The sequence below is a fragment of the Dactylosporangium sp. NPDC050688 genome (assembly GCF_040654515.1).
GTDB lineage: Bacteria > Actinomycetota > Actinomycetes > Mycobacteriales > Micromonosporaceae > Dactylosporangium.
Window position 1 is genome coordinate 65,796 of sequence record NZ_JBFAIC010000048.1, and the last position, 25,395, is coordinate 91,190.

The 25,395-nt window shown below is 71.0% G+C and carries 29 protein-coding genes, 2 tRNA genes and 1 pseudogene; 21 read left to right on the plus strand and 11 right to left on the minus strand.

Annotated features, from left to right (window positions below):
- The first annotated feature begins 98 nt into the window (after positions 1-98).
- The gene (locus AB0H83_RS34765) at positions 99-401 is read left to right on the plus strand and encodes a hypothetical protein (protein ID WP_360102553.1); all 303 of its coding nucleotides are present in this window, start codon (positions 99-101) and stop codon (positions 399-401) included.
- Complete coding sequence (locus AB0H83_RS34770) at positions 388-792, plus strand: DUF5130 family protein (protein WP_360102555.1); 405 nt, start codon at positions 388-390, stop codon at positions 790-792. The genes AB0H83_RS34765 and AB0H83_RS34770 overlap by 14 nt, the downstream gene beginning before the upstream one ends.
- Positions 793-1,006: 214 nt before the next feature.
- Here the strand turns inward: AB0H83_RS34770 and pepN are convergent, their stop codons facing one another.
- The gene (gene pepN / locus AB0H83_RS34775; protein WP_360102612.1) at positions 1,007-3,598 is read right to left on the minus strand and encodes an aminopeptidase N; all 2,592 of its coding nucleotides are present in this window, start codon (positions 3,596-3,598) and stop codon (positions 1,007-1,009) included.
- Between the two features lie 160 nt (positions 3,599-3,758).
- Here pepN and AB0H83_RS34780 point away from each other — a divergent pair, with 160 nt between their 5' ends.
- The 3 genes from AB0H83_RS34780 to AB0H83_RS34790 are packed head-to-tail and all read left to right on the plus strand — an operon-like array spanning position 3,759 to position 5,111.
- On the plus strand, positions 3,759-4,388 hold the full coding sequence (locus AB0H83_RS34780) for a disulfide bond formation protein DsbA (RefSeq protein ID WP_360102557.1): 630 nt from the start codon (positions 3,759-3,761) through the stop codon (positions 4,386-4,388).
- Positions 4,389-4,413: 25 nt separating this feature from the next.
- Positions 4,414-4,779 carry a hypothetical protein gene (locus AB0H83_RS34785; protein ID WP_360102559.1) on the plus strand — a complete coding sequence of 122 codons (366 nt, stop codon included), beginning with the start codon at positions 4,414-4,416 and terminating at the stop codon, positions 4,777-4,779.
- A 14-nt stretch (positions 4,780-4,793) separates the two neighbouring features.
- Positions 4,794-5,111, plus strand: coding sequence for a DUF3817 domain-containing protein (locus tag AB0H83_RS34790; protein WP_360102561.1), 318 nt, complete (start codon positions 4,794-4,796; stop codon positions 5,109-5,111).
- Here AB0H83_RS34790 and AB0H83_RS34795 read toward each other — a convergent pair.
- Entirely contained in the window at positions 5,079-6,011 is a 933-nt protein-coding gene (locus tag AB0H83_RS34795; protein ID WP_360102563.1) for a cation diffusion facilitator family transporter, read from the minus strand. The genes AB0H83_RS34790 and AB0H83_RS34795 overlap by 33 nt on opposite strands.
- Before the next feature lie 142 nt (positions 6,012-6,153).
- Between AB0H83_RS34795 and AB0H83_RS34800 the strand changes: the two genes are divergently transcribed.
- The 5 genes from AB0H83_RS34800 to AB0H83_RS34820 all read left to right on the plus strand — a co-directional run bounded on the left by AB0H83_RS34800 (position 6,154) and on the right by AB0H83_RS34820 (position 8,879).
- A complete protein-coding gene (locus AB0H83_RS34800; protein ID WP_360102565.1) occupies positions 6,154-6,564 on the plus strand; it encodes an ATP-binding protein in 411 nt (136 codons plus the stop codon).
- A gap of 183 nt (positions 6,565-6,747) precedes the next feature.
- The gene (locus tag AB0H83_RS34805) at positions 6,748-6,966 is read left to right on the plus strand and encodes a hypothetical protein (RefSeq protein WP_360102567.1); all 219 of its coding nucleotides are present in this window, start codon (positions 6,748-6,750) and stop codon (positions 6,964-6,966) included.
- A 17-nt stretch (positions 6,967-6,983) separates the two neighbouring features.
- Positions 6,984-8,150, plus strand: a complete 1,167-nt coding sequence (locus tag AB0H83_RS34810) for a DUF1015 family protein (protein WP_360102569.1) — start codon at positions 6,984-6,986, stop codon at positions 8,148-8,150.
- Positions 8,151-8,206: 56 nt separating this feature from the next.
- Positions 8,207-8,395 carry a hypothetical protein gene (locus AB0H83_RS34815; protein ID WP_360102571.1) on the plus strand — a complete coding sequence of 63 codons (189 nt, stop codon included), beginning with the start codon at positions 8,207-8,209 and terminating at the stop codon, positions 8,393-8,395.
- Between the two features lie 13 nt (positions 8,396-8,408).
- On the plus strand, positions 8,409-8,879 hold the full coding sequence (locus tag AB0H83_RS34820; RefSeq protein WP_360102573.1) for a ribose-5-phosphate isomerase: 471 nt from the start codon (positions 8,409-8,411) through the stop codon (positions 8,877-8,879).
- Positions 8,880-8,993: 114 nt separating this feature from the next.
- Here AB0H83_RS34820 and AB0H83_RS34825 read toward each other — a convergent pair.
- Positions 8,994-9,201 (minus strand): annotated as a pseudogene (locus AB0H83_RS34825) (hypothetical protein); the annotation flags it as partial.
- Here AB0H83_RS34825 and AB0H83_RS34830 point away from each other — a divergent pair.
- Positions 9,201-9,356 carry a hypothetical protein gene (locus AB0H83_RS34830; protein ID WP_360102575.1) on the plus strand — a complete coding sequence of 52 codons (156 nt, stop codon included), beginning with the start codon at positions 9,201-9,203 and terminating at the stop codon, positions 9,354-9,356. The pseudogene AB0H83_RS34825 and the gene AB0H83_RS34830 overlap by 1 nt on opposite strands.
- 715 nt (positions 9,357-10,071) lie before the next feature.
- Here AB0H83_RS34830 and AB0H83_RS34835 read toward each other — a convergent pair.
- Complete coding sequence (locus AB0H83_RS34835; protein ID WP_360102577.1) at positions 10,072-11,298, minus strand: GNAT family N-acetyltransferase; 1,227 nt, start codon at positions 11,296-11,298, stop codon at positions 10,072-10,074.
- 107 nt (positions 11,299-11,405) lie between these two features.
- Between AB0H83_RS34835 and AB0H83_RS34840 the strand changes: the two genes are divergently transcribed.
- Together AB0H83_RS34840 and AB0H83_RS34845 are read left to right on the plus strand one after the other, a co-directional pair.
- Positions 11,406-13,109 (plus strand): hypothetical protein, encoded by a 1,704-nt coding sequence (locus tag AB0H83_RS34840; RefSeq protein WP_360102579.1) that lies wholly within the window; start codon positions 11,406-11,408, stop codon positions 13,107-13,109.
- Positions 13,106-13,831: a tyrosine-protein phosphatase gene (locus tag AB0H83_RS34845; protein WP_360102581.1), complete on the plus strand. Its 726-nt coding sequence runs from the start codon at positions 13,106-13,108 to the stop codon at positions 13,829-13,831. Before AB0H83_RS34840 ends, AB0H83_RS34845 begins: the two co-directional genes overlap by 4 nt.
- A 63-nt stretch (positions 13,832-13,894) precedes the next feature.
- On the opposite strand, the gene AB0H83_RS34850 is transcribed toward AB0H83_RS34845, so the two are convergent.
- From AB0H83_RS34850 to AB0H83_RS34870, 5 genes are all read right to left on the minus strand, one after another.
- Positions 13,895-14,056, minus strand: a complete 162-nt coding sequence (locus tag AB0H83_RS34850; RefSeq protein WP_360102583.1) for a hypothetical protein — start codon at positions 14,054-14,056, stop codon at positions 13,895-13,897.
- 70 nt (positions 14,057-14,126) lie between these two features.
- Entirely contained in the window at positions 14,127-15,347 is a 1,221-nt protein-coding gene (locus tag AB0H83_RS34855) for a DUF6596 domain-containing protein (RefSeq protein WP_360102585.1), read from the minus strand.
- Positions 15,331-15,732, minus strand: a complete 402-nt coding sequence (locus AB0H83_RS34860) for a YciI family protein (RefSeq protein ID WP_360102614.1) — start codon at positions 15,730-15,732, stop codon at positions 15,331-15,333. Before AB0H83_RS34860 ends, AB0H83_RS34855 begins: the two co-directional genes overlap by 17 nt.
- Before the next feature lie 11 nt (positions 15,733-15,743).
- The gene (locus AB0H83_RS34865) at positions 15,744-16,499 is read right to left on the minus strand and encodes an alpha/beta hydrolase (RefSeq protein ID WP_360102587.1); all 756 of its coding nucleotides are present in this window, start codon (positions 16,497-16,499) and stop codon (positions 15,744-15,746) included.
- A gap of 3 nt (positions 16,500-16,502) precedes the next feature.
- Complete coding sequence (locus AB0H83_RS34870) at positions 16,503-17,150, minus strand: DUF2625 family protein (RefSeq protein WP_360102589.1); 648 nt, start codon at positions 17,148-17,150, stop codon at positions 16,503-16,505.
- Here AB0H83_RS34870 and AB0H83_RS34875 point away from each other — a divergent pair.
- Entirely contained in the window at positions 17,149-17,532 is a 384-nt protein-coding gene (locus AB0H83_RS34875; protein WP_360102591.1) for a hypothetical protein, read from the plus strand. The two genes, AB0H83_RS34870 and AB0H83_RS34875, sit on opposite strands and share 2 nt — an antisense overlap.
- A gap of 370 nt (positions 17,533-17,902) precedes the next feature.
- Here AB0H83_RS34875 and AB0H83_RS34880 read toward each other — a convergent pair.
- Positions 17,903-17,973, minus strand: a tRNA-Gly gene (locus AB0H83_RS34880).
- A 142-nt stretch (positions 17,974-18,115) separates the two neighbouring features.
- Here AB0H83_RS34880 and AB0H83_RS34885 point away from each other — a divergent pair.
- The 7 genes from AB0H83_RS34885 (at position 18,116) to AB0H83_RS34915 (ending at position 24,483) form a co-directional block, all read left to right on the plus strand.
- A tRNA-Pro gene (locus AB0H83_RS34885) sits at positions 18,116-18,189 on the plus strand.
- A gap of 77 nt (positions 18,190-18,266) precedes the next feature.
- The gene (gene tig / locus AB0H83_RS34890; protein WP_360102593.1) at positions 18,267-19,637 is read left to right on the plus strand and encodes a trigger factor; all 1,371 of its coding nucleotides are present in this window, start codon (positions 18,267-18,269) and stop codon (positions 19,635-19,637) included.
- A gap of 141 nt (positions 19,638-19,778) precedes the next feature.
- Entirely contained in the window at positions 19,779-20,429 is a 651-nt protein-coding gene (locus AB0H83_RS34895) for an ATP-dependent Clp protease proteolytic subunit (RefSeq protein ID WP_360102595.1), read from the plus strand.
- A gap of 11 nt (positions 20,430-20,440) precedes the next feature.
- Positions 20,441-21,100 carry an ATP-dependent Clp protease proteolytic subunit gene (locus AB0H83_RS34900; protein WP_360102597.1) on the plus strand — a complete coding sequence of 220 codons (660 nt, stop codon included), beginning with the start codon at positions 20,441-20,443 and terminating at the stop codon, positions 21,098-21,100.
- 245 nt (positions 21,101-21,345) lie between these two features.
- The gene (clpX, locus tag AB0H83_RS34905) at positions 21,346-22,644 is read left to right on the plus strand and encodes an ATP-dependent Clp protease ATP-binding subunit ClpX (RefSeq protein WP_033365878.1); all 1,299 of its coding nucleotides are present in this window, start codon (positions 21,346-21,348) and stop codon (positions 22,642-22,644) included.
- 194 nt (positions 22,645-22,838) lie between these two features.
- A complete protein-coding gene (locus AB0H83_RS34910; protein WP_360102600.1) occupies positions 22,839-23,672 on the plus strand; it encodes an EamA family transporter in 834 nt (277 codons plus the stop codon).
- A gap of 16 nt (positions 23,673-23,688) precedes the next feature.
- Complete coding sequence (locus AB0H83_RS34915; RefSeq protein WP_360102602.1) at positions 23,689-24,483, plus strand: carbon-nitrogen hydrolase family protein; 795 nt, start codon at positions 23,689-23,691, stop codon at positions 24,481-24,483.
- Positions 24,484-24,493: 10 nt separating this feature from the next.
- Here AB0H83_RS34915 and AB0H83_RS34920 read toward each other — a convergent pair whose 3' ends face one another.
- A complete protein-coding gene (locus AB0H83_RS34920; protein ID WP_360102604.1) occupies positions 24,494-24,706 on the minus strand; it encodes a hypothetical protein in 213 nt (70 codons plus the stop codon).
- Positions 24,707-25,395: the final 689 nt, after the last annotated feature.

Genomic DNA, 25,395 nt, shown 5'->3' on the forward strand with positions numbered 1-25,395 from the left:
CCGAAGATCGCAATACCCCCCCGGCAACGCGCTGGTCATCAGGGCCAGCTAACGTGAAGCCGGTCTTTTAGTCCCTCCGACGCCTGGGGGCGTTGAGCTTGTCCATCATCGAGACGACGCTGATCTTCGCCGGCATTCCGGTCGCGGTCATCGCGCTCATCGTGGCCGCCAGCTACGCCGGGGGTGCCCGGCGCAGCAAGCGTTACCGGCCCGGCCGGCCGTTCGAGTTCACGCCGGTCTGGTTCCTGTCCGTGCCCGAGCAGGTGACCGAGACGGCGAAGGCCCGCGAACTCACCGGTGCGCGGCGGGCCGAACTGACCGCAGGCGCGCCCGTCGTGACCGAATGGTCCGGCGAGCGGACGCAGCCGCACGTCATGGGAGGCGCAAGTGACCGGTGGTAACCTGCCCGGCCTGAAGGGCCAGCCCGAGGTCCTCAACGGCCCGTTCACCACGCGCCAGCTGCTGCGCCTCGATGAGGCGCTGCGCCTGGCCGACTCCTCGACCGGCCTGACCTTCAGCATCTACGTCGGCGACCTCGACGAGCCGGTGCGCGGCCACGCCGAGCGGCTGCACGGCCAGCTCGCCGACCCGCCGCACTCGGTGCTCATCGCGGTCTCGCCCAACCAGCGGGTGCTGGAGATCGTCACCGGCGGCGAGGCCCGTCGCCGCCTTCCCGACCGCGCGGCGAAGCTGGCTGCCCTGTCGATGGCGGCGGCCTTCGGCGGCGGCGACCTCGCCGGCGGTCTCGTCGCCGGCCTGTCGCAGCTCGCCGACCACGCCGGCCGGCACTAGCCACACCCGCTCCGAGCCGGCGGTTTCATCGCCGGCCTGTCACAGCTCGCCGACCACGCCGGCCGGCACCAGCCAGTCACACCCGCACAGAGCGCATCGACGGCGCGCGGCAGGCTCCCGATCGGGAAGTCCGCCGCGCGCCGTCGTCTGTCGGGCGCCGGGCACAAAAACCACCGGGGCCCGCGTCACGCGGGCCCCGGTGGCGGTGCCGTGATCAGCCGGCGGCGGCGTCCTTGGCGCGGGCCTTGAGCGCCCGCACGATGCCGTCGCGGCCCTCGCCGACCAGGCGGCGCAGCGGCGCCGGGCGGCCAGGCTCGGCGAGCCACGCCTCCGTCCGGGCGACCGTGTCCTCGCTCACCTGGAACGACGGGTACCCCAGCTCGACGAACTCCGCGGCCGGCTCGGAGTCGCGGTGCTCCCAGACCGGCATGAGGGCGTCGAAGAACGCCGGCAGGAACGGCGCGGTGAGGGCGACCTGCGCAGAGTGCTGGAAGCCCTGCAGCATCGAGCGCTGCAGCCAGTTGGGCAGGTGGTGGTCCTCGACCAGCCGGCGCCAGGTCTCCGCCTTCGACGCCGGGGTGGGGATGAGGGCCCGGGCGAGGGCGGCCTGGCGCTCGCCGCTGGCGGTACGGTCGCGGTCGAGCTCGGCCTCGATCTGGGCCGGGTCGGCGGCGCCGTTGGCGATCAGCGCGTGCAGGATGCCCCAGCGCAGGTCGGCCTGGATGGTGAGGCCCGAGGGGACGTCCACGCCGTCCAGCCAGCCCGTCAGAATCGCCAGGTCGTCGGGGGTACGGGCGGCAGCCGCGAACGAGCGCGCCCACGCGAGCTGGAAGCCGCTGCCGGGCTCGGCGTCGCGCAGGGCGGTCCGGGCGGTGTTGGCCAGGACGTGCCAGCCCGTCGGTGCCCAGGCCGGGTCGGCGTAGAACACCAGGGCCGACTGCGCCTGCCGGATGGTGGCGGTGACCAGGTTGATGTCGCGCTCGGCGGGCAGGCCGGACGCGATCAGCTTGATGTAGTCGCGCACCGCCAGCTCGGCGTCGCGGACCATGTCCCACGCCGCGGTCCACACCAGGGCCCGGGCCAGCGAGTTGTCCATGCCGAGGATGTGGTCGGACACGGTGTCCATCGAGCGGGGGTCGAGGCGCAGCTTCGCGTAGGTCAGGTCGTCGTCGTTGAGCAGCAGGACGTCGGCGGCGCGGCGGCCGGCGAGGGTGGTGATCTCGGTGCGCTCGCCGTCGACGTCGGCCTCGATGAGCTCGCGGCGGACCAGGGCGCCGCCGACCACGTCGTACAGGCCGATGCCGATGCGGTGGGTGCGCAGCGTCGGGTACGCGGCGGGCGCCTCCTGCAGCACGACGACCTGCTCGTAGGTGCCGTCGGCGGCGATCGTCAGCTCCGGGCGCAGGGTGTTGACCTGGGCGGTCTCCAGCCACTGCGCGGCGAACTTGCGCAGCTCCTTGCCGGAGGCGGCCTCCAGCGCCGACAGCAGGTCGTCGAAGGTGGCGTTGCCCCACTGGTGCTGCTGGAAGTACGCGCGCAGCCCGGTGAGGAAGGGGTCGATCCCGACATAGGCGACCAGCTGCTTCACGACGCTGGCGCCCTTGGCGTAGGTGATGCCGTCGAAGTTGACCTCGACCGCCTCGACGTCGGGCATCTCGCAGTAGACGGGGTGGGTGGAGGACAGCTGGTCCTGCCGGTAGCCCCAGTTCTTGCGGATCGACAGGAACGTCGTCCACGCGTCGGTGAAGCGGGTCGCGCGGGTGTTGCACCAGTGGCTCGCCCACTCGGCGAACGACTCGTTGAGCCACAGGTCGTCCCACCAGCGCATGGTGACGAGGTCGCCGAACCACATGTGGGCCAGCTCGTGCAGGATCGTGTTGGCGCGCTGCTCGTACTCGAAGTCGGTGACCGGCGAGCGGAAGATGTAGTGCTGCTCGGCGTGCACCACACAGCCGAAGTTCTCCATCGCGCCGGCGTTGAACTCAGGCGAGTACACCTGGTCGTACTTCGGCAGCGGGTACCGGATGCCGAACTCCTCGTGGAAGAAGTCGAACCCCTGCTTGGTGATGAGCAGGATGTCGTCGGCGTCGAGGTACTGCTTCATCGACTGGCGGCAGAAGACGCCCAGGTCGATGCCGTCGTGGGTGTCGCGGACCTCGTGATACGGCCCGGCGCAGATCGCCGTGACATAGGTGCTCATCCGCGGCGTGGGCGGGAAGTGCACGGTGAGGCCGTCGCGCCGCTGCGGCGGCATGTTGGAGATGACCCGCCAGTGCGCCGGCGCGGTCACGTGGAAGGTGAAGCTCGCCTTCAGATCGGGCTGGTCGAAGCAGGCGTAGACCCGCTGCGCGTCGGTCGTCTCGAACTGGCTGTAGAGATACACCTCCTTGTCGACGGGGTCGACGCTGCGGTGCAGCCCCTGCCCGGTCGTGGAGTAGGTGCCCTCGGCCTCGACGACCAGCACGTTCTCGGCGGCGAGGCCGGGCAGGCGCAGCCCGGTCTGCGGGGTCCAGTCCGACGTGTCGAGGGCGACGCCGTTGAGCGTCGCGCTGAGCACCGTCGTGACCGCCAGCTCGATGAAGGTGTCGGCGCCCGGCTCGGCGCACGCGAACCGCACCTCGGTGGTCGTGCGGAACGTGCCCTCACCTGGGTAGCCGGCGCCGTCCGTCAGGTCGAGACTGATGTCGTACGCCGCAACGTCGAGCAGGCGGGCCCGGTCGACCGCCTCAACCTGGCGTAGGTTGCGTACACCGGCCACGTGTCGTCTCCTGTCGTTCGCTGTGTCCGTCCCCGTCGACGGCGCCATCTCTGAGTCTTCCATGTCCACGGCGCACAACGGAGGAGTGGCTCAGGTCACCCGCTGCCCGACTGGCAGGGGCAGCCAACGCTGCGTAAGGATCGAATCGTATTCTCGACTCTTTCAGTAGCGTTTCCCGCGTGCTTCCCTGAAGTGAGGTGCCGCCGCCATGGCAGCAGAGCGCATCATCGCAGACATGTGGTTCGACCCGCGGTGCCCGTGGGCCTGGATCACCTCCCGCTGGCTCCTTGAGGTGGAGCAGGTCCGCCCAGTTGACGTGCGGTTCCACGTCATGAGTCTGTCGATTCTCAACGAGGGCCGCGACGATCTGCCGGCCCGATACAAAGAGGGTCTGGCCAAGGGTTGGGGGCCGGTTCGCGTCGCGATTGCCGCCGAGCAGAAGTTCGGCAACGACGTGCTGCGGCCGCTGTACACCGCGCTCGGCACCCGGATCCACCACGAGCAGCAGGAGCTCAACCCCGAGCTGTACGAGGGTGCCCTCACCGACGCCGGCCTGCCGGCGCAGCTGGCCGAGTACGCGGACTCCACCGAGTTCGACGAGCAGCTGCGGGAGAGCCACTTCGCCGGGATGAACCCGGTGGGCATGGACGTCGGCACGCCCGTGATCCACGTGCCCGGTCCGGACGGCAACCTCATCGCGTTCTTCGGCCCGGTCGTCACGCCACGGCCGAAGGGTGAGGCCGCCGGGCGGTTGTGGGACGGCACGCTGCTGGTCGCCGGCACCCCGGGCTTCTACGAGATCAAGCGCACCCGCGACGTGGGCCCGGTCTTCGACTGATTCGCGAGAGGTAGGCTGCCTACCTGTGCGGCGGTTTCTGACTCCCCGGTGGGTACTCTGGCATGTCCTGGCGCTCGCCGGGGTGGCTGTGTGCCTGCTCGCCGGCTGGTGGCAGTACCAGCGGGCCGCCGCCGGCAACATGCTGAGCTGGGCTTACACCGTACAATGGCCGCTTTTTGCGTTGTTTGTGATTTTTCTGTGGGTGCGGGCGGTTCGCGACGTCCTCGGGCCTCGGCCCGTCAAGACGCAGGAGCCGCTGCGCCCGCGGGCCGCGCCCACCGCCGCGCCCCCGCCCGCCGCTGACGACGACCCGCAGCTGGCCGAGTACAACCGCATGCTGGCCTGGCTCGCCGCCGATCCCACCCGCCGCCCCGGCGACTTCCCCGGATGAGGTTCCCTGTGCCGTTGAAGAACGCTCTCACCCGCTTCCGGGTCATCGCCTGGATCGTCGGCGTGCTGCTGATCGTGCTCACCGTCGGCACCGTGCTGAAGTACACGACCGGCGACGACACGATCGTGGCGCTGGTCGGTTCCGCGCACGGCTTCCTGTACATGGCCTACCTCGTGCTGGCCGCCGACCTCGCCCGCCGTGCCAAGTGGAAGCTCGGCTTCACGGCGCTGGTGCTGCTGGCCGGCACGGTGCCGTTCCTGTCGTTCGTGGCAGAGCGGGTCGCGACCCGGCGGGTCGAGTCAGCCCGAACCCTTGTAGGAGGCACCGTGTGAGTCCACGCAGTGCTTCGCGTCGAGCGTGTGGTCGACCTGCAGGGTGGTGTGCTCGATCGAGTACCGCTCCCGCAGCCGCGCCTCGATCGCCTCACGCACCGCGTGGCAGTCGCCGGACGGCGCCACCAGCACGTGCGCGGACAGCGCCGGATAGCCCGAGGTGACCTGCCAGACGTGCAGGTCGTGCAGCTCCACGACGCCCGGCACGCCGCACAGCTCGCGGCCCAGGGCCGCCGGGTCCATCCCCGCCGGCGCCGCCTCCAGGAAGATCCGGCCCGAGTCGCGGACCAGCCCGAGCCCCGAGCGCACCATGAGCGCCGCCACCACCAGCGACGCGATCGCATCCGCCCGGTGGAAGCCGGTGAGCAGCACGACCAGGCCGGACAGCGCCGCCGCGACGAACGCGAACAGGTCGGTCAGCACGTGCTGGAAGGCACCCTCCACGTTGAGGCTGGAGCGGTTCGCCCGGCCGAGGATCCACACCACGAGCAGGTTGACGGCGATGCCCGCGACGGCCGTCACCAGGACCGCGGCGCCGCCGACCGCGGGCGGGTGGATCAGCCGCACCACCGACTCGTAGGTGATCCAGGCCGCGAGCAGCAGCAGTGTCAGCCCGTTGGCCTGCGCGGACAGGATCTCGGCGCGCTTCAGGCCGTAGGTGTACCCACCTGACGGTGGCCGGGCCGCGAGCCGGGTCGCGAACAGGGCCAGGGCGATCGCGGCGGCGTCCGACAACATGTGCGCGGCGTCGGAGAGCAGGGCCAGCGAGTCGACCAGCAGGCCCACCGTGACCTCGACCGCCATGAAGCCGGTGATCAGCACCAGCGCGAGGCCCAGCAGCCGCCGGTCGGCGTCCGCCGGCGGGGCGTGGTGGTGGTCGTGATCGTGGTCGTGACCCATGCCCGACATCTTATGCGTACTTCGCTATATGACGGCAGTCGTTTCTGCCACCGTATGCCGGGGAATCACGGCTGTACGACGTTCGGGCAGTGACGAGAAGGGGGCAGGGCCCGTGGGCATGGAAATCCGGCTGAGTTTGTCGTTGCCGCGCGATCGTTCCACCGTCCCGCTCACCCGCCGGGTCCTGGACGCCGCCCTCGGGGTGTTCTCGGTGACCCGGGACTGCCGCGACGACATAGGCCTCGCCGTCGGTGAGGCCTGCGCCAACGCCGTCCAGCACGCCGATCTCGGCGCCGACTACCAGGTCACGGTCACCATCCACGAGGACCGGTGCGTGATCGACGTCGTCGACGAGGGAGTCGGCATGGAGGCCGTCCAGGCCGCCGAGTCCGGCGCCGCGACGGACGACCCGGCCACCGACTCCGAGAACGGCCGAGGGCTGCGCATCATCCACGCCCTCGCCGACATGGTCGAGTTCCGCCGCCACCAACCGCACGGCGTCGCGCTGCGGATCGTGAAGATGCTCACCCGGGTGACGCCGGCCCCCGCCTGAGTTCACCCTGGTGGCCCAGCCCGGTGATTCGCCTGGTGGTTCTGCCTGGTGATTCCCGACAGAACGACGCCGTCGATTCCCGCATGGTTTGCAATGGATGCGCACAGCCGGTGCGACTCCGGTACACCCCGGGCACCGTTGCGCAGTGTGCAACGTCACCCCGCAGGCCGGAGGACCCGCACGATGATCACTGCCACCGCCACCGCCACCCCGCCCGCCACCGTCCCCGTTACGGCGCTGACCTCGCCCGAGACCCGCTGGACCGTGCAGGACCGCGCCTGGAAGCAGGACCTGCCCGACCTGCCCGACGACGTGATCGCGCTGCTCGCGCCGCCGGTCGTGGTCAGCGCGTCCACCACTTCGGGACGCACCGTCCCCGGTGCCGTGGCCCTGATCGCCTGAGCTATACCGTTTCGCTCATGACGGTTGCGTACCCGATCGCCCACGCCTGGCTCTCCACCGGAGGCACCGGCGCGCAGAACTACGACGAGTTCGCCGACGACGCGGAGATCACCGCGATCATCGCGGACAACCCGTCCAGCGCGCTGGCCATCGAGATGCCCCACCGGGCGCCGGGCAACGTCGGCCGTTCCTTCCACGACAGCCTGCCGGACGCCGTGGCCCGCCTCCAGGCGGCCAAGGACGACGGGCACTACACCGCCGCCGACGACGTGGTCGTGCTCTACCGGATCACCGCGCCCGACGGCGCCCGGGCCTACGGGCTGTGGTGCATGGTCGCCACCGACCAGATCTCCACCAGCGCCGACGAGCCCGGCGCCGTCATCCGCAACGAGGACGTCTTCATCGAGAAGGTCCGCGAGCGGGTCGCCCTCGCTGAGGCCACCCAGCACCTGCTGTCGCCGGTGTTGCTGCTGCAGACCGCGCACGGCGAGGCCCTGCACACGGCGCTCGCCCACGCCTGCGCCGACGCCGGCACGCCCGTGGTCACCGACGTCGACCCGGCCGGCCGCAGCCACGAGATCTGGCCCGTCGCCGCCGGCACCACCCGCGACCGGCTCCTCGCCCTCGCCGGCGGCGGCGAGCTCGTCGTCGCCGACGGCAACCACCGCAGCCTCGCCGCGCAGACCGCCGGCTACCCGCGCTTCCTCGCCGTGGTCACCACGCCCGAGTCGGTGGCGATCCAGCCGTACAACCGGCTCGTCTCCGAGCTGCCCGCCGACGTCTCCTTCTCCGGCGCCGCCCTGGACGCGGCCGAGATCCCCTCGACCGGCGGGCGGGTCCACCTGTACACCCGGGACGGGGCCTGGTCCGTCGAGCTGCCCCGGGACCCGGACGGCGGCGTCGTGGACAACCTCGACCACGCCCTCGTCGAGCGCCGGCTCTTCGCCGAGACCCTCGGACTCGACCCGGGCGACAAGCGCATCACCTACGTCGGCGGCGACTACCCGGCGTCGTGGCTGCGCGGCGAGGTCGACGCGGGCCGCGCCGAGCTGGCGGTGCTCATCGCCCCGGTCACCGTCGAGGACTTCGTCGCGGTCAACCTCGCCCGGCAGAAGATGCCCCGCAAGAGCACCTGGTTCACCCCGAAGGCCCGGGCCGGGCTGGTCGTCGCCCAATTGTCATAGCGTCACCCGATCGTGGTAGACACTAGGCCGTTTCGTCTTCGGCCTGGGGTGTGCACATGCGGATCTTCATCGCGGCCATGGTCGCCGCCATCGGTATCGGCGCCTTCGCCGCCGCCGCCCTCGTCTGGGACCGGCGGCGGCACTGGCGCCTCACCGGCGGCGCCACCGCCGGATGGATCTCGGGGCTGCTCTTCGTCGGCGTGGCGTTGGTGGTGGGTTCCTGCCTCGGCCTGATCCAGTTCTGACAGACTTTCCGGTATGCGCGTCTATCTTGGTTCGGACCACGCCGGCTACGAGCTGAAAGTGCACCTGGTCGGCGCACTGGGGCTGCAGGGTTACGAGGTCGTCGACGTCGGCCCGGCGAAGTTCGACCCCGACGACGACTACCCGGCCTTCTGCTTCCACACCGGCGCCCGCGTCGTCGCCGACCCCGGCAGCCTCGGCGTCGTCATCGGCGGGTCCGGCAACGGCGAGCAGATCGCGGCCAACAAGGTCCCCGGCGTGCGGGCCGCCCTCGCGTGGAACCTGGACACGGCCCGCCTCGGCCGCGAGCACAACGACGCGAACATCGTCGCCATCGGCGCCCGCCAGCACACCCTCGACGAGGCCACGTCCCTCGTGACGGCGTTCCTGTCGACGGCCTTCTCGGGCAACGAGCGGCACGCCCGGCGCATCGCGCAGGTCTTCGAGTACGACACCACCCGCGTCCTGCCGCCCCTGCCGGACTGATCCGTCCCGCCTTCGTCATGCCGGCGCTTGTCCGGCCGGCGCTTGTCCGGCCGACGCTTGTCCGGCTGGCGCTTGTCATGCCGGCTCCGCTGTCAGGTCCGGCCGGCGTCGCCGTCAGGTGCGGGGGCGATGGCCGGGGCGGGCCAGCTCCTCGCGGGGCACCCAGCCGCGGCGGATGATCTGCAGGTCACGGTCGGCGGCCGCGAGGTCCTCGTCGGTGGGGCGGGCCGCGTCCCGGGCCCGCATCGCCGCCGACACGCTCACCTGCGACGCCCCGCCGCCGACCAGGCCACGCAGGCCGCGCTCGGAGACCACCTCGTCGTGATGGTGGTGATGATGGTGGGGCTCGTGGTGGTGGTGATCGTGGTCATGGTCGGGCTCGTCCTTGCCGTGCCCCGCGGGCCGCTCACCGGTGGCCTGCCCGTCGGCCTCGGCCTCGGGGTCGTGCACGCTCGCCGTCATCGCGAACGCCCCTGACAGCTCCGCCAGCTGCGCCGGACTCGGCGGCGCCGGACTGGTCGGCGCGGCACCCGGCGTCACGGTCGCAGCCGCCAGGGTCGCGAGGTGCGCGGCGCCCCGGGCCGTTGCCGCGCCCGCACCACCGTGGGCCGTCGCCGTGTCCGCGGGCCCCTGGGCTGTCGGCGTGTCCGGAGTGCCCTGGGGCGTGTCCGTGGTGCCGCGGGCCGTCGCATCCGCTGCGGTCGCGGGCGCGCGTGCGGGTGTCGCGTCGGGGCTGCGCGGGATCGCTGTCGCGGGAGTGGCGGTGCTGGACCCGGCGCCTGCGGGGGGACCGGACGTCGGCTGGGTGCTCACCGGCGGGTGCATCGGCGGCCGCGGGACCGGCGGGTGCGGCTTCACCACGGCGGCCACCTCGACCGGCGTCGCTCCGGCGGCCGCCACGCCGGGCCCACCACGCTCGCCGGGCTCGCAGGGCGGTCCATCGGTCTTCGCTGCGCCATCCTCACGCGGCGAAACGCCTGCCGACGGCGTGCCATCCGGATCTGAGGGCGACCCGTCCACCACCGCATCCGCGGTGTCCGGAACACCCGTGGCTGGGTCCTCCGCGGGCGGGTCCGCGCTCGCCGGGCGCACGTCAGTGGTCACCGGCTGGTGATGCCGCATGCGGCGCCGCCGGCGCTGGATACCACCCACATCCCAGACCCTACCCGTTCACCGCCCGCCAGCCGAGGTATCAGAAGATCTCGATCGATGTCGGGGTGACGTGCCAGCCGAAAGCGGTGCTGGCGGCGGCCACGGCGCCGGGGCGGTGCTCCCGGACGCGGCCGGCCGCGGCGAGCGCGCCGAGCTTCGTGCCACCCAGATACGCCGCACCAAGGTCGATGACGTCGCAGGTCAGGTCGGCGGGCGCGTCGGTCGGGGAGCAGTTGACCAGGGCGCCGCCGGCGCCGACGCGCAGGCGCCAGCGGCCCGCGTTGGCCGGCAGGAGGGTGTCGGTGACGTCCAGGACGACGTCGACGGGTGCGGCGTACCGCCGGGCCGTCAACGCGCGGGGCAGGTCGACGATGCGGACCCAGAGCCCGTCGCCGATCTTGCCGCCGAGCCGGCGCGGATCATCGACCAGGTGGAAGACCGCCTCGTCGGGGCTCGACAGGCCCTTGACGACGCTGCGGGTCAGGTCGACACCGAGCAGGAAGCGCCACAGCGCCGCCGTCGCGTCCGGGGTGGCGGCGACCAGCTCGACGACGTTGACCTCGCCCTTCGGGCCGTTGTCGTCCCACTCGTTGCGGACGCGGTACCGCGTGTAGCCCTCGACGACGCCTTCGGCGTTCTCGTAGAGCACGGCCCGGGTCGCCGTGAAGCCCTCGCGCCGGGCCTCGGGGTCGGTGGTGAGGTGGCCCCACCAGGCGTCGTCCCGGCTGGACCACCCGGGCTGGTCGGGGAGGATCCGGTCGTACACCTCGGACAGCTCTTTGCGCACTTCGAAGGGGACCGCCGCGCGCAGGGTGCCGGTGCCGACCCCGGCCGTGCCGCGGACCGTCAGCTCCCGGCGGTCGGCGCGGATGGTCACGTTGTGCGTCGCCAGACCGTAGCCGAACCGCTGGTAGATGCGGCCCTCCGAGGCCCACAGCACGGCGATCGCCTCCGGGGCGGTGCTCAGCTGGCTGGTCATCATGCGGCGCAGCAGGCCCTTGCGGGTGTGCGTGGCGGCCACCGACACGCCGGTGACGTGCGCGGCCGGGATGACCGCACCCGGCACGGCGAGATCGCGGGTGAAGATGCCGGCGGTGCCGACGATCTGGCCGTCGAACTCGGCAAGCGTGTACCGGGCGGGGTCCAGCACGGTGCGGATCGAGTCGGACGGGTCCGGCTCGCCGGTCGCGTTGAACGCGGTCCGGATCACCCGGCTGAACGCGTCGATGTCGGCGGGGGTGGCGGCGCGCAGCGAGTATCCGGTCACGCAGTCGTGTCTACCTCGTGACCTCCACAGAGCGCGACCGATTTCGCGGCGTGGTTACTCTCGGAAGTATCTGGGGGCGGAAAGTTTGATCTGGGGGGAGTCGCACGATGACGCAGGGTGCGTTGCTGGACCTCGTGTGCGGTCCGGCGAGCCCTTTGCCCGAGACGTTCCAGCGCTACCGGCTCGTCGCCCACCTGGGTTCGGGCGGGCAGGCCGACGTCTATCGAGCGGTGCGCATCTGCGGCGGGGTGACGTCGGCGCCGATGACCGTGAAGGTGTTCCGGATCGACCCGCAGCGCCCGATCGCCGACGAGCTGCGGTCCTGGGACAAGGGCGACGCCGCGCTCATGGACCTCAACAACCGGGGCGTCGGCGGCATCTGCCGGCGTGCCGACGGCTTCTACGGCCCGCCGCCGCACCGGCCGGGGGAGCGCCCCGCGCCGGGTGACGCCGTGCCGTACCAGGTCTACGACTACCTGCACGGGGTCAACCTGCGCGAGTACGTCGCCCAGCGCTCCGGCATGGCGCCCGGCGGCAACCGGCTCAACGCCGTCGCCGCGCTCAAGACCCTCAGCTCGGTGCTGCAGGCACTGCACCACCCCCAGCAGTCCGGCGCGACGGCCGTGCTGCACATGGACGTCAAGCCGTCCAACGTCATGGTGCTCGCGACCGGCGAGGTGCGCCTGATCGACTTCACCGGCGCCCGGTACTTCCGCGAGGAGGAGATCACCCAGATCGCCTACACTCCGGAGTCCGGGGGCCCTGAGGCGTTCGGCGGCGTGAAGCAGGTCGGCCCCGCGTACGACGTGCACGGCTTCGGCGCCGTCGCGTACTTCATGGTCACCGGCGCGTACCCGCGGGTCGACGGCCGCACCGACCAGCGCGGCCCGCAGGAGGCGTCCCCGCCGCCGTGGAACGTGCTGCGCCGCCACCCGCTGCTGGAGCGCATCCCGGCGCTGCGCGACCACCTGCACGCACCGCTCGCCGACCGCCCCTCGGAGCGGCCCGACACCAGGGAGCTGCCGGGCTGGCTGGCCCACCTGGCGGAGCTGGTGCGCCGGTCCGGCCTGCCCGACGTCGGCTGCGACTGGGTCGAGCCGGACAGCTCGGAGACCTCGCGCGCCATCGGCCGGGCCCGGCCGTCGGTCACGGGCACCGAGACGGACGCGTACCAGCGCATCGAACGCCTCGAACGTGAGCTCGTCGCCCTGCGCGCCGGCAGCTCCGCGCCGACCGCCTTCTACGCCGCGCCGCCCGTGTCGGCTCCGCCCGTCTCGGCTCCGCCCGTCTCGGCGCCACCGGTGTCGGGCGCCCCCGTGTCGCCGGGCGTCTCCGGGGTCGCGGTCTCCGAGACCGGCGTGCCGCAGATGCGCGGCCGCGCCCGGGTCGTCCCGCGCCCAGCACCCGACCCGACCGGCATGATGCCGCTCGCGCCCGAGCCGGAGCGTCCCGTGTACCGGCCGGAGCCGGGCGAACGCGCCCGCACCCTCAAGATCGGCTGGGAGCTGACCGGCACCGGCGCGTTCATCGCCTTCATCTGCTGGGGCCTGTGGGCCCTGGACAGCGACGGCAGCCTCAGCGGCCCGTTCTTCGCGTTCCTGGTCGTGCTCGCCGTCGCCGTCGGCGTGTTCGCGCTGACCCGCCTCGTCGGCCGGCTCGTCCTGGAGCAGCGCTTCGGCCGCATCCGCCGCAGCGCGAAGGGCGCCCACGCGCTCACCGGCCTGTTCCTCGCCGCCGCCGGAATCGCGTACCTGCGCGAGGTCGGCTGGTTCATGCAGTTCTGGAACTGGCTGACGGGCCTGTCCGGGTGAGACGCTGGCGCCGCCGCCGGGCCCCGCGCACCCTGGAAGGCCTGATCAACTTCCGCGACCTCGGCGGCCTCCCCGCGGCCGGCGGCGCGATCCGTCCCGGCCGCCTGTTCCGCAGCGACTCCCTCGCGTACGCCACGAAGTCCGACGCCGCGCACCTCCTGCACGACCTGCGCGTGACCACCGTCATCGACCTGCGCGGCGAGCACGAGGTCACCCACCTCGGCCGCGGCCACCTCGCCACCGCCCGCGTCGAGTACGTCTCCGCCCCGATCGCCGACGTCAGCGGCGCCCCCGACCTCGTCGGCCACTACGTCGCCATGCTCACCGAGAAGGGCGACGTCCTCGCCGGCGCCGTCCGCCTGCTCGCCCGCTCCTCCACCCTGCCGGCCGTCTTCCACTGCGAGGCCGGCTGCGACCGTACCGGCGTGCTCGCCGCCGTCGTGCTGAGCCTGCTCGGCGTCCCGGACGAGGCCATCGCCGCCGACTATGCGGCCACCGCCCCGGCGATGCCGCGCATCCACGAGCGGGTCTCCGTGGTCGTCGACCGCCTGGGCCTGCCACCCCGCCCCGCGTCGGTGCTGGACTGGACCCCGCAGGCGGAGATGATGCTGCAGACGCTGGAGCTCGCAAAGGACCGATGGGGCTCGATGCAGGACTGGGGGCATGCGTACGGCCTGAAGGACGACGACGTGTCAGCGTTGCGGGCGGCGCTGGTCGCCTGAGCCGGGGCGTCCTCCATGATCCCGAATGGTTCCGGTAGCCCTGGCCACTAAGACCATTCGGGATCATGAGCAGTCGGTGTTCGTCCATCTGACTGGGAAGACGCCCACTCGCGCCTCGTGGACGGGGTCGCCGGCGGTGACGTGGTCCGGGTGCTTCGTGCAGCGGACCGGGATGTCGCCGGTGGCGGTGGGGGTCAGTTTCACGGCGGCGCAGGTGGTCTCCATGATCGGGAACCATACTCGAACAGGCGTTCGAAATCAGTCGGATCATGGAATTGACCTGCGGAAACGTCCGCTACGTGTCCTGGCGTCCCGATCGGAGGCGGGCGGCCTGGGCGTGGAGGTACCGCTGCAACGGCACGCTGCCGGTCAGGCCGGCGGCGGTCGCGTACGCGGCGCAGGCCTCTTCCGCGGCGCCCGAGCGCTCCAGCAGGTGTCCGCGCACCGCGTGGAAACGGTGATCGCCCTGCAGCGAAGGCAGCGACGACAGGCCCGGCAGCAGGGCCAGGCCGGCGGCGGGGCCCGAGGCCATGGCCACGGCCACCGCGTGGTTGAGCGCGACCATCGGGTTGTCGGTGAGGGTGAGCAGCAGCTCGTACAGCGCGACGATCTGCGGCCAGTCGGTCTCCGCCGCCGACGGGGCCTCGTCGTGCAGCGCCGCGATCGCCGCCTGCAGCTGGTACGGGCCGAGCGGCCCACGCGGCAGCGCCGCCGTGACCAGGGCGACGCCCTCGGCGATGAACGACGCGTTCCACAGCGTGCGGTCCTGCGCGTCCATGGGGATCGGAGTGCCGTCCGGCGCGGTGCGGGCCGGACGGCGCGCGTCGGTGAGCAGCATCAGCGCGAGCAGCCCGGCGACCTCGCTGTCCTTGGGCAGCAGCCGGTGTACGAGCCGCGCCAGCCGGATCGCCTCGGCCGCGAGATCGGGGCGGTGCAGGTCGGGGCCGGCGGTGGCGGCGTACCCCTCGTTGAACATCAGGTAGAGCACGTGCAGCGCGGCCGTGGAGAACGTGTCGGGCAGCGCGAAGGGGACCCCGCTCTGCTTGATCCGCTGTTTCGCGCGGCTGATCCGGCGGGCGATCGTCGCCTCCGGTACCAGGAACGCCCGGGCCACCTCGGCGGTGCTCAGGCCCCCGACGGCCCGCAGCGTCAGCGCGATCTGGTCGGGTGCGCTCAGCGACGGGTGGCAGCACATGGCGAGCAGGATCAGGCTGTCGTCGTGGCCGGTGGCGGACGGCGCCGGCGGCACCCACTGCGCCTCGCGGCGCAGCCGCGCCTCCTCGCTGCGCAGCAGGTCCGTCAGCCGCCGCGACGCGACGGTGATGAGCCAGCCGCGCGGCGAGTCCGGCACCCCCGCGGCCGGCCACTGCGCGGCGGCCGCGATGAGGGCCTCCTGGACGGCGTCCTCGGCGTGGTCGAAGTGCCCGTAGCGGCGCACCAACGCCCCGAGGACCTGCGGCGCCAGGTCACGCAGCAGGTCCCCGAGATGCTGCCGCTGGTCAGAGCCCGAGCTCACCGGCGCTCTCGACGATCGGCCGCACGTCCGCGTACGCCGTCTTCGCGACCTGCGGCGGCGCCGGGCACTCGCCGAGCCGGGCGGCGATCTCGGTCGCCCGGTCGAAGCTGTCGACCTCGACGATCCAGTACCCGGCGAGGACCTCCTGCGTCTCGGCGTACGGGCCGTCGGTGACCAGCGCGGGCGAGCCGCCGATGCGGCGCGTGTGCACCGGCGCACCCAGCGCCCGGGTCTCGACCAGCTCGCCGGACGCCTCGAGCTCCTGGTTGAACTTCGCCATGAACTCGCCCATCGCGGCGAAGTCCTCCGGCGTCCACACCGGCGCGTCGCCCGGCCTGCCGGCCATCTCGTCGTAGTCGCGCTGCGACGCGTAGCTCAGGATCATGTACTTCACGGTCACTCCTCTCCAACGGCATCTTCCGCCGGAGACGTCGGAGCGGGCGCGCCGTCCCGGACAGCATCGCCGAGAAAGTTCAGCACCGTCGCGCGGAACACGTCCGGGGCGGTGCTGTGGATGCGGTGCCCGACCGGCACGGTGACCAGCTCGCAGCGCGGGATGCGGACCGCCACCTCGGCCAGCCGCGCGGGCGCGATGTGGCTGCGGGGCCCGCCGGACAGCAGCAGCGTCGGCGCGGTGATCCGCGGCAGCGCGTCCCACCACTGCGGCTGGCCCTGGCGCAGCTGCGTGATCGCGGAGGTGAGGGCGAGCCGGTCGTACCGGCGGCGCGGATCGGCGGTCCCGATGGACAGCACCAGCAGGCGGCCCAGCGACAACCTGCCCTCGCTGCGTCGCGGCGGCACCGGCGGGTCCTCCAGCACCAGCCGGGCGACCCGGCCGGGCTGCTCCTGCGCGACCAGCGACGCGGCGTAGCCGCCGAGCGAATGCCCGACGAGCGTGACGGCGTCCAGACGCAGCCGGTCGAGCAGCGCGATGACATCGTCGCGATGGTGTTCCAAGGTGTACGAGGGGGAGCGCGGGCTCCCGGCGTGCCCGCGCAGGTCCGGCACCACGACCCGGTGCCCGGCTGCGATCAGCGCCGGGGTGAACAGGTCCCAGGTCGCGCCGCGGCTGCCGCCGCCGTGCAGCAGGACCACGGCGGGCGCGTCCGGCGGCCCCTCGACGCGGTGGTGCAGCTGGACCGGCTGGTCCACCGCTCAGGCGCCGAACTGGTCGGCGAAGTCGTGCAGCACGCTCACCAGCTGGGTCATCGGGATCGGCCGGCGGCTCACGTCGGCGACGTCCTTGCCTTCGGCGGCGAACAGCGGCGGCGCCGTGTGCAGCCCGGCGTCGAACGGCACCGCGGCGACCTCGTCCTGCCAGCCCGGCCAGCGCCAGCTCAGGTAGAACTGGTCGATCGCCCCGCCGAGCATGCCGTACAGCCAGTCGGTGTACCCGAGGCCGAGGTCCTCCCAGCCGAGCGTGTCGGGCGCGAAGTAGTGGATCGTCGGGGACGGGCCCTCGCCCTGCCGCCACACGAACTCGCCGCCCATCACGTCCTGCGCGACGACCAGCCCGGCGCCCTCGAACCCGGCGTTGACCGTGTGGATGTCCGGCAACCGGCGCTGCGGGTGCCCCGAGCCGAGGATCCGCAGCCACCCGTCGTCGACGACGAGCCCGCCGGACAGATACACCAGCGACCCCAGCCACGACTTCGTGGTCACCTGGAGCCGCTGCAGGCAGGCCGCCGCCCGGTCCGGGTCGGTCGGCAGGATCTCCACCGCGAACGGTGACGCGCTGACCGCCGCCTCGACCTCGGCCCACGCCGAACGGTCCTCGGAGATCAGCTCGGCGAGCGAGCGCATGCCGCAACTGTACGGCCGCCGCAGCCACCGACACGAACGACGGATTTTCGCGGCGAATGACGGTCACTCACGTTCTCGTTCTGTCGTCGCCGTCGAGCCCGGCTGCTTCGCCACCGAATGGGGCACCACGCTGACCGAGTCGGAGCAACTGGACACCTACCGTGACGTCACCACCCCCATGCTGGCCGGCTCCCGCGCCATGAAACAGCTGCCGATGACCAACCCACCGGCACTGTTCGCGGCGGAGGTGCTGCGGCTGATCGCCTCCGACGACCGCCCGACGAGGCTCCCCATTGGCGAGGACGCCTGGCAGGCCCTGCTGGATGCCGCCCACCGCCAGCACACAGCCCTGCTGAACGCCCGCCCGCTGGCGGTGTCCTGAACCCTTCGCCCGTCCGGCCGGGCGCTCATCCCGCGCTGGGCGGGTCGCGGAGGCAGCTCCACTACGAGTGGGCCGACGCCCGGCCGTTCGCAGCGTCTTGACCTGAGTCGCTGCTGCGTTCCGGCAATTTCGCGATCAGCGAAGTGGGAAAATGCGGTTAAAGCGGTCAACTTATGCCACAGCGGCAACTCCTGCACCGCAGCCGCGGGCGCCGGTACCCGTGAGGGATGCATCGGCTCGGTCGAGCGGGCTGGCGGCGCTGATCTACCGGCACGCCGGCGAGCGGGATCGCCGCTGGAGTGGACGAGAGGCCCGGCAGGGGCCGCCCAAGGATGAAACGATGGGCCTCTGACCTGCTGGAAGAGTGAAGAGCGGGCGATGAGAATCGAACTCACACCGTCAGTTTGGAAGACTGAAGCTCTGCCATTGAGCTACGCCCGCGTGCGCCCGGTCTCGCCGGGTGCGCCTCCCAGCGTACCGAATCCTCGCCGGGAACGCAGATGGCGGGTCCATGCAGTGCGACACCGCCATACCGAGCGGCGGACTGTCGGACCCAACGCATACACTTGCCGACGCACAGCACCGGGGTGTAGCGCAGTTTGGTAGCGCACTCGCTTTGGGAGCGAGGGGCCGTGGGTTCAAATCCCGCCACCCCGACCGGGACATACCAGGCAGCCGCCGCCAGTCCACCCAGCCGTTGGAGCGGCTGACCGCGACCCATGAGGAGAAGTTCTGTGAAGAGCACCGTCGAGACCCTGAGCCCGACGCGCGTGCGGCTCGAAATCGAGGTGCCGTTCGCCGAGCTGGAGCCCAGCTTGAAGAAGGCCTACCGGGAGATCGGCTCGCAGGTCGTGATTCCCGGGTTCCGCCGCGGCAAGGTGCCCAGCGCCGTGATCGACCAGCGGGTCGGTCGGGGGGCTGTGCTCAACGAGGCGGTGCAGGAGGTCATCCCGACGCAGATCCTGGCCGCGGTGCGTGAGCACGAGGTGAAGACGCTCGGCCGGCCCGAGGTGGAGATCACCGAGTTCGCCGACGGGCAGCCGTTGAAGTTCACCGCCGAGGTGGACGTGCGGCCGGAGATCACCCTGCCGGACCTGAGCGAGATCCAGGTGACGGTCGACGCGCTCGTGGTGAGCGACGACGACGTCGAGGAGCAGCTCAAGGGGCTGCGGGACCGGTTCGCGACGCTGAAGACCGTGGAGCGCTCGGCGCTGGTCGGCGACTTCGTCCAGATCGACCTGGTCGCGACGGTCGACGGCGAGGAGGTGCCGGGCGGCAGCGCCAACAACATCTCCCACGAGGTCGGCAGCGGCCAGCTGGTGCCGGGCCTGGACGACGTGCTGGTCGGCATGTCGGCCGGTGAGTCGGCGACGTTCACCACGCAGCTGGTCGGCGGGGATTTCGAGGGGCGCGACGCCGAGGTGGCGGTCACCGTCAAGTCGGTCAAGGACAAGCAGCTGCCGCCGGTCGACGACGAGTTCGCGCAGCTGGCGAGCGAGTTCGACACGCTCGAGGAGCTGAAGGACGACCTGCGCACGCGGCTGAGCCGGGTGAAGCGGATGGAGCAGCTCTACTCGGCCCGTGACCTGGCGCTGAAGGCCGTCATCGAGGCCACCGACGTGCCCGCGCCGGAGGGCGTGGTGAAGGACGAGGTGGAGTCGCGCAAGGAGTCGATGAACGACCAGCTCCAGCGCATCGGCGCGTCGTTCGAGGACTACCTGTCCACGGAGGGCAAGACCGAGGAGGAGATGGACGCCGAGCTCAACGAGGCGGCCGTCGAGGGCGTGAAGGTGCAGCTGGTGCTCGACACCCTGGCCGACGCCGAGAACATCCAGGTCAGCGACGACGAGTTCGGGCACGAGATCGTGCACCGGGCGCAGCGCGCCGGGGTCGGCCCGCAGCAGTACTACGACCAGCTGGTCCAGGCAGGTGTCGCCGGCGCGGTCTTCGGTGACGTCCGGCGCGGCAAGGCGCTGGGTCTGGTGCTGGAGCGGGTGAAGATCGTCGACAGCGAGGGCGCCGCCCTGTCGCTGGACGACCTGCGCGGCCCGGTGGACGAGCACGAGGGCCACGACCACGGTGACCACGAGGGTCACAACCACTGACCTGATCGACCGGGCCCGGGGCGGACGCTGCGGGCTCGGTCGGCCACGGTGCGCTCATAGCGAAATGCGGTGAGCATGGGAAGCTCCCGCTCCCAACACCGGTTAGGGTCGGCAAGTACAAGACTCTTGCGAAGGGCTGCCATGACCGACCTGCATATTCCAGCGTCGCCAGTCAGTCCCGCGCCCTCGGGGCGCGGTCGGGGCGCGGACTCGAGCCTGACGCTCGACGACTCGGTGTTCAACCGGCTGCTCAAGGAGCGCATCATCTTCCTTGGTAGCGAGGTCAACGACCAGGTCGCCAACCGGATCTGTGCCCAGATGCTCCTGCTCGCCGCCGAGGACGAGGAGCGCGACATCTGGCTCTACATCAACTCGCCCGGTGGCTCCGTCTACTCGGGCATGGCGATCTACGACATCATGCAGTTCGTCTCCAACGACGTGGCGACGGTCGCGATGGGCATGGCGGCGTCGATGGGCCAGCTGCTGCTGTGCGCCGGCGCGCCGGGCAAGCGCATGGCGCTGCCGCACGCGCGGATCATGATGCACCAGCCTTCCGGCGGCATCGGCGGCACGGCCTCGGACATCGCGATCCAGGCCGAGCAGATGCTCTACACCAAGCGGATGTTCCAGGAGCGGGTCGCGTTCCACACCGGCCAGGGCCTGGAGCAGATCGAGGCCGACTCCGACCGCGACCGCTGGTTCACCGCCGAAGAGGCGCGCGACTACGGCTTCATCGACAAGGTGATCACCGGGGCCCAGCAGGCTCCGGAAGGCGCCGGAACCCTGGCTTGAGGAGCGAAGCGATGACCGATTTGAGCCTGCCCCCGGCGCTGCGCGAGGTGCACAACCGCTACATCCTGCCGTCCTACGTCGAGCGCACGTCGTATGGGATCAAGGAGACCAACCCGTACAACAAGCTCTTCGAGGACCGGATCATCTTCCTCGGCGTGCAGATCGACGACGCGTCGGCCAACGACGTGATGGCGCAGCTGCTGACGCTGGAGAGCAACGAGCCCGACCGCGACATCATCATGTACATCAACTCGCCCGGCGGCTCGTTCACGGCCATGACGGCGATCTACGACACGATGCTGTACGTGCGGCCGGACATCCAGACCGTCTGCCTCGGCCAGGCGGCGAGCGCCGCGGCGGTGCTCCTCTCGGCCGGCACGCCCGGCAAGCGGCTCGCCCTGCCCAACTCGCGGATCATCATCCACCAGCCGGCCACCGAGGGCGGTTACGGACAGGGATCCGACATCGAGATCCAGGCGCGCGAGATCATGCGGATGCGTACGAATCTCGAGGAGATGGTGTCCCGGCACACCGGGCAGCCGATCGAGAAGGTCCGCAAGGACATCGACCGCGACAAGATCCTGACGGCCGAGGAGGCCAAGGAGTACGGGCTGGTCGACAACATTCTCGTCAGCCGCAAGAAGTCGGCGCTGGTCGCTTCCGGGGCGTAGCGGAACAGGTCCACGCTCGGCCCGCCTCACCTCACGGTCTGGCGGGCCGATGCGGACCTCCAGAAAGACACCACCGCTCAGGGGGTCGGAATACGGCCGACCACCAGGTAACGTCGAGGCAGCACCAAGCAACACGCACGAAGCAAGACGCACGCGGCAGTGGGCACCACACGCAGGCGCCGCAAGGCAACGACAGCACGATGCGATCCGGGCAGTCAGTCCGGCTGAAGGCAGGGAGATCGTAGGTGGCACGGATCGGCGACGGCGGCGACCTACTGAAATGCTCCTTCTGCGGCAAGTCGCAGAAGCAGGTGAAGAAGCTGATCGCCGGCCCCGGCGTTTACATCTGTGACGAGTGCATCGATCTCTGCAACGAGATCATCGAGGAAGAGCTCGCCGAGTCCGGTGACGTCAAGTTCGACGAGCTGCCCAAGCCGATGGAGATCTGCGCCTTCCTCGACCAGTACGTGGTGGGTCAGGACCAGGCCAAGAAGGCCCTCGCGGTGGCGGTCTACAACCACTACAAGCGGGTCCAGGCCGAGTCCGGCGGCAACACGGGCAGCGACGGCGTGGAGCTGGCGAAGTCCAACATCCTGCTGATCGGCCCCACCGGCTGCGGCAAGACCCACCTCGCGCAGACGCTCGCCAGGATGCTCAACGTGCCGTTCGCGATCGCGGATGCCACGGCGCTCACCGAGGCCGGCTATGTCGGCGAGGACGTCGAGAACATCCTGTTGAAGCTGATCCAGGCCGCGGACTACGACATCCGCCGCGCCGAGACCGGCATCGTCTACATCGACGAGGTCGACAAGATCGCCCGCAAGTCGGAGAACCCGAGCATCACCCGGGACGTGTCCGGCGAGGGCGTGCAGCAGGCGCTGCTGAAGATCATCGAGGGCACGGTCGCCAACGTGCCGCCGCAGGGCGGCCGGAAGCACCCGCACCAGGAGTTCATCCAGATCGACACGTCCAACGTGCTGTTCATCTGCGGCGGCGCGTTCGCGGGGCTCGACCGGATCGTCCAGGCGCGGGTCGGCAAGGGCGGCACCGGCTTCGGCGCCAACCTGCGCTCGATCACCGACCGCACCATGGACGACAGCTTCGGCGACGTGATGCCGGAGGACATGCTGAAGTTCGGGCTCATCCCCGAGTTCATCGGCCGCCTCCCCGTCATCACCAGCGTCAAGAGCCTCGACCGCGACGCCCTGGTCAAGATCCTCACCGAGCCGCGCAACGCGCTCGTGCGGCAGTACCAGCGCCTGTTCGAGCTGGACGGCGTCGAGCTGGAGTTCAACGCCGAGGCCCTCGAGTCGATCGCCGACCAGGCGATCCTCCGCGGCACCGGCGCCCGCGGCCTCCGCGCGATCATGGAGGAGGTCCTCCTCAGCGTGATGTACGAGGTGCCCAGCAACCCCAACATCGCCCGCGTCCTGATCACCCGCGAGGTCGTCCTCGAGAAGGTCATCCCGACCATCGTCCCGCGCGACCTCGCCGCCCACCGGGCCGGCCGCCGCCGCGCGGACCGCGAGGAGAAGTCGGCCTGACCCGCACCGGCCACCGGCACGCCGTCCACCTCCCGAGGTGGGCGGCGTGTTCCGTGCCACGTCCGTCTCGGTTCTCCGTGGCGGCAGGTGTACGACCAAAGCCCAGCTCACGCCACGGAAAACCCGCCTCAAACTAGACTGAACGACGGAAAACGCGGTGGCGGGTCTTCTGGGCAACGCATATCGTGGCCGACGTGCTGTCACTCGTCTTCGCCGCCACGTCCGCGCTCATCTGGGGTGCGGGTGACTTCGCCGGCGGCAAGGCGAGCCAGCGCACCAACTCCGTCGGCATCGCGCTCGTCGCCGAGCTGGCCGGCATCCCCCTCGTCCTCGGCTGGCTGCTCGTCACCCGGCCCGGCGCGCCGGCCACCGCCGACCTCGCCTGGGGCGCGGCGGCGGGCGTGCTCGGCGTCGCCGGTCTCGTCGTCTTCTACCGGGGCCTGTCGGGCGGCGCCATGTCGGTCGTCGCACCGCTGACCGCGACGACGACGGCCGCGGTACCGCTGCTGCTCGGCCTCGTGCTCGACCGCCGCCCGTCGACGCTGGCGCTGACCGGTGCCGTGCTCGCCGTCGCCGCCATCACGCTTGTGAGCGCCGGCCCGAGCGCCGGGGGGACGGTCTCCAAGGGACTTGTCGCCGCCGCGCTGGCCGCCGGGGTGCTGTTCGGCGGGTACTTCACGCTGATCGCCCAGACGTCGCACGAGTCGGGCATGTGGCCGCTGCTGTCGGGGCGGGTCGCCGGCGCCGCCGGTCTGCTGGTGGCGATGTGGTTGATGCGCGTACCGCTGCGCATGGACCGCACGTCGGTCGCGCTCGCGGGCACGGCCGGTGTGTTCGACGTGACCGCCAACGCGTTCTACCTCGTGGCGGTGCGGGACGGGATACTGAGCATCGCGGCGCCGATCGCGTCGCTCTACCCGGTCAGCACCGTGTTCCTGGCCATGGCCGTCGACCGGGAGCGGATGCGGCCACTGCAGATCACCGGGCTCGGTCTGGCCGCCGCGGCTCTCGTGCTGACCGCCGCCTGATCGATAGGCTGGAGCCATGCGCGTAGCGGTGTGTCAGCTCAACGCCCGTGACGACCGGGCGGAGAACCTGAGGGTGGCCAGGGGCCTGCTGGGGCGTGCCGCCGCGGGTGGCGCCGATCTGGCGGTGCTGCCGGAGTACGTGGACTATCTCGGCCGGGCCGAGGGCGCGCCGAAGCCGGAGCCGATCGACGGCGAGTTCGCCACCTTCTTCGCCGACGCGGCGCGGGAGCTCGGGATGTGGGTGCACGCCGGCTCGTTCCATGAGATCGGGCCCGACGCGGAGCACACGTACAACACGACGCTCGTCTTCGACCGTCAGGGTGGGCTCGCCGGCACGTACCGGAAGATCCACCTCTACGACGTGGAGATCCCTGGGCGTGTCTCGTATCACGAGTCCGCGACCGTCGCGCCGGGCACGCGGACCACGCTGCTGCCCGTCGACGAGGCCGTGCTCGGCCTGTCGATCTGCTACGACCTGCGGTTCCCGGAGCTGTACCGGCAGCTTGCCGTCGACGGCGCGACCGTGCTCGTGGTGCCGGCGGCGTTCATGCTGCACACGGGGCGCGACCACTGGGAGCCGTTGCTGCGTGCTAGGGCGATCGAGAACCAGTGCTACGTCCTGGCCGCCGGTCAGGTGGGCAACCACGATCCGGACCGCACGTGCTTCGGGCGGAGCATGGTGATCGACCCGTGGGGGACGGTCGTCGCCCTGGCGCCGGATGTCGTGGGGGTCACGTTCGCGGATCTCGACTTCGCGCGGCTGGCGGAGATCAGGGCGACGCTGCCGAGTCTGGCGAACCGGCGGCTCTGAGCGGCGGCCGCTACGCGGAGTGCGTGCTCAGGATGCCGAAGACGGTGATCCCCACGATGACCGCGCCCGTGACGAGCAGCACGGTGCCCATCCGTGAAGGTCCGCGCAACGCCAGCCGATATGTGGCGATGACGACCACCAGCACGACGACCACACCGATCACGAACTGCCACACGGGGAAGAGCAGCTCCAGCAGCGCGTCAGCGCGGGGGCTCGGCGTCATGCCGCCATCCTCCCTGTTCGGCGGGGGCGGTGCACGGCCGATTTGACTCGGGTTCACCGCTCCCCGTACGGTTCTCCAAGTCCGCGGGGCTGGTCGGAAACGACCCTTTCGCGGTGATTGTCCCCGGGTGGTGCGATTTCAGACGGTGTAAGCCTGATTTGCGATCGCGAAGCCGGCCGGGTAGCTTAGATCAGCCGGCAGGGAGCCGGGCGGGTGAGCGCCGAGAGGTGCAAGCCGGCCGGTCCAGTCGGAATCTCGAGCAGGTCACCACACCGGAGACGGTGTGCTTGGCGTGCGCGGGGACCGTTCCACAAAGTCGACAAGCGGTCAACGCGAACTTGACAGGGCGGAACGGACTGGTAAAGTAACAAAGCCGGCAGGGAGCCGGGCGGGCAAGCGAGCGAGACGCTCCAGTGTCGGCCGGTCCTACCGGATCTCCTGAAACAAGATCACCGGAAACGGTGCTGTTGTTATGCTTCGGGAAAGCCGCTTGCAGTTGAACAGCCCAGAAATACGGACTTGACAACGGCAAGCAACCTGGTAAAGTAGAGAAGTTGCCCCGGATGAAGTGAGCTTCGCTAAGCGAGCTTCAGCGGTGTGTGTTGGTTGTTTGAGAACTCAACAGGGTGCTTGTTAAGCCAGTGCCAATTGATTGACCCCGTGACACGCTTGTCGTGTCCGAGGATTCC

Bases quoted from the DNA above. Each gene is read 5' to 3' on its own strand.
- pepN (WP_360102612.1), bottom strand. From the start codon at position 3,598: ATGGCGCCGTCGACGGGGACGGACACAGCGAACGACAGGAGACGACAC.
- AB0H83_RS34850 (WP_360102583.1), bottom strand. From the start codon at position 14,056: ATGGAGACCACCTGCGCCGCCGTGAAACTGACCCCCACCGCCACCGGC.
- AB0H83_RS34895 (WP_360102595.1), top strand. From the start codon at position 19,779: ATGACCGACCTGCATATTCCAGCGTCGCCAGTCAGTCCCGCGCCCTCG.
- AB0H83_RS34805 (WP_360102567.1), top strand. From the start codon at position 6,748: ATGATCACTGCCACCGCCACCGCCACCCCGCCCGCCACCGTCCCCGTT.
- AB0H83_RS34920 (WP_360102604.1), bottom strand. From the start codon at position 24,706: ATGACGCCGAGCCCCCGCGCTGACGCGCTGCTGGAGCTGCTCTTCCCC.
- AB0H83_RS34810 (WP_360102569.1), top strand. From the start codon at position 6,984: ATGACGGTTGCGTACCCGATCGCCCACGCCTGGCTCTCCACCGGAGGC.
- AB0H83_RS34915 (WP_360102602.1), top strand. From the start codon at position 23,689: ATGCGCGTAGCGGTGTGTCAGCTCAACGCCCGTGACGACCGGGCGGAG.
- AB0H83_RS34860 (WP_360102614.1), bottom strand. From the start codon at position 15,732: ATGATCCTGAGCTACGCGTCGCAGCGCGACTACGACGAGATGGCCGGC.
- AB0H83_RS34840 (WP_360102579.1), top strand. From the start codon at position 11,406: ATGACGCAGGGTGCGTTGCTGGACCTCGTGTGCGGTCCGGCGAGCCCT.
- AB0H83_RS34875 (WP_360102591.1), top strand. From the start codon at position 17,149: ATGCCGCAACTGTACGGCCGCCGCAGCCACCGACACGAACGACGGATT.
- AB0H83_RS34815 (WP_360102571.1), top strand. From the start codon at position 8,207: ATGCGGATCTTCATCGCGGCCATGGTCGCCGCCATCGGTATCGGCGCC.
- AB0H83_RS34870 (WP_360102589.1), bottom strand. From the start codon at position 17,150: ATGCGCTCGCTCGCCGAGCTGATCTCCGAGGACCGTTCGGCGTGGGCC.
- AB0H83_RS34820 (WP_360102573.1), top strand. From the start codon at position 8,409: ATGCGCGTCTATCTTGGTTCGGACCACGCCGGCTACGAGCTGAAAGTG.
- AB0H83_RS34780 (WP_360102557.1), top strand. From the start codon at position 3,759: ATGGCAGCAGAGCGCATCATCGCAGACATGTGGTTCGACCCGCGGTGC.
- AB0H83_RS34795 (WP_360102563.1), bottom strand. From the start codon at position 6,011: ATGGGTCACGACCACGATCACGACCACCACCACGCCCCGCCGGCGGAC.
- AB0H83_RS34900 (WP_360102597.1), top strand. From the start codon at position 20,441: ATGACCGATTTGAGCCTGCCCCCGGCGCTGCGCGAGGTGCACAACCGC.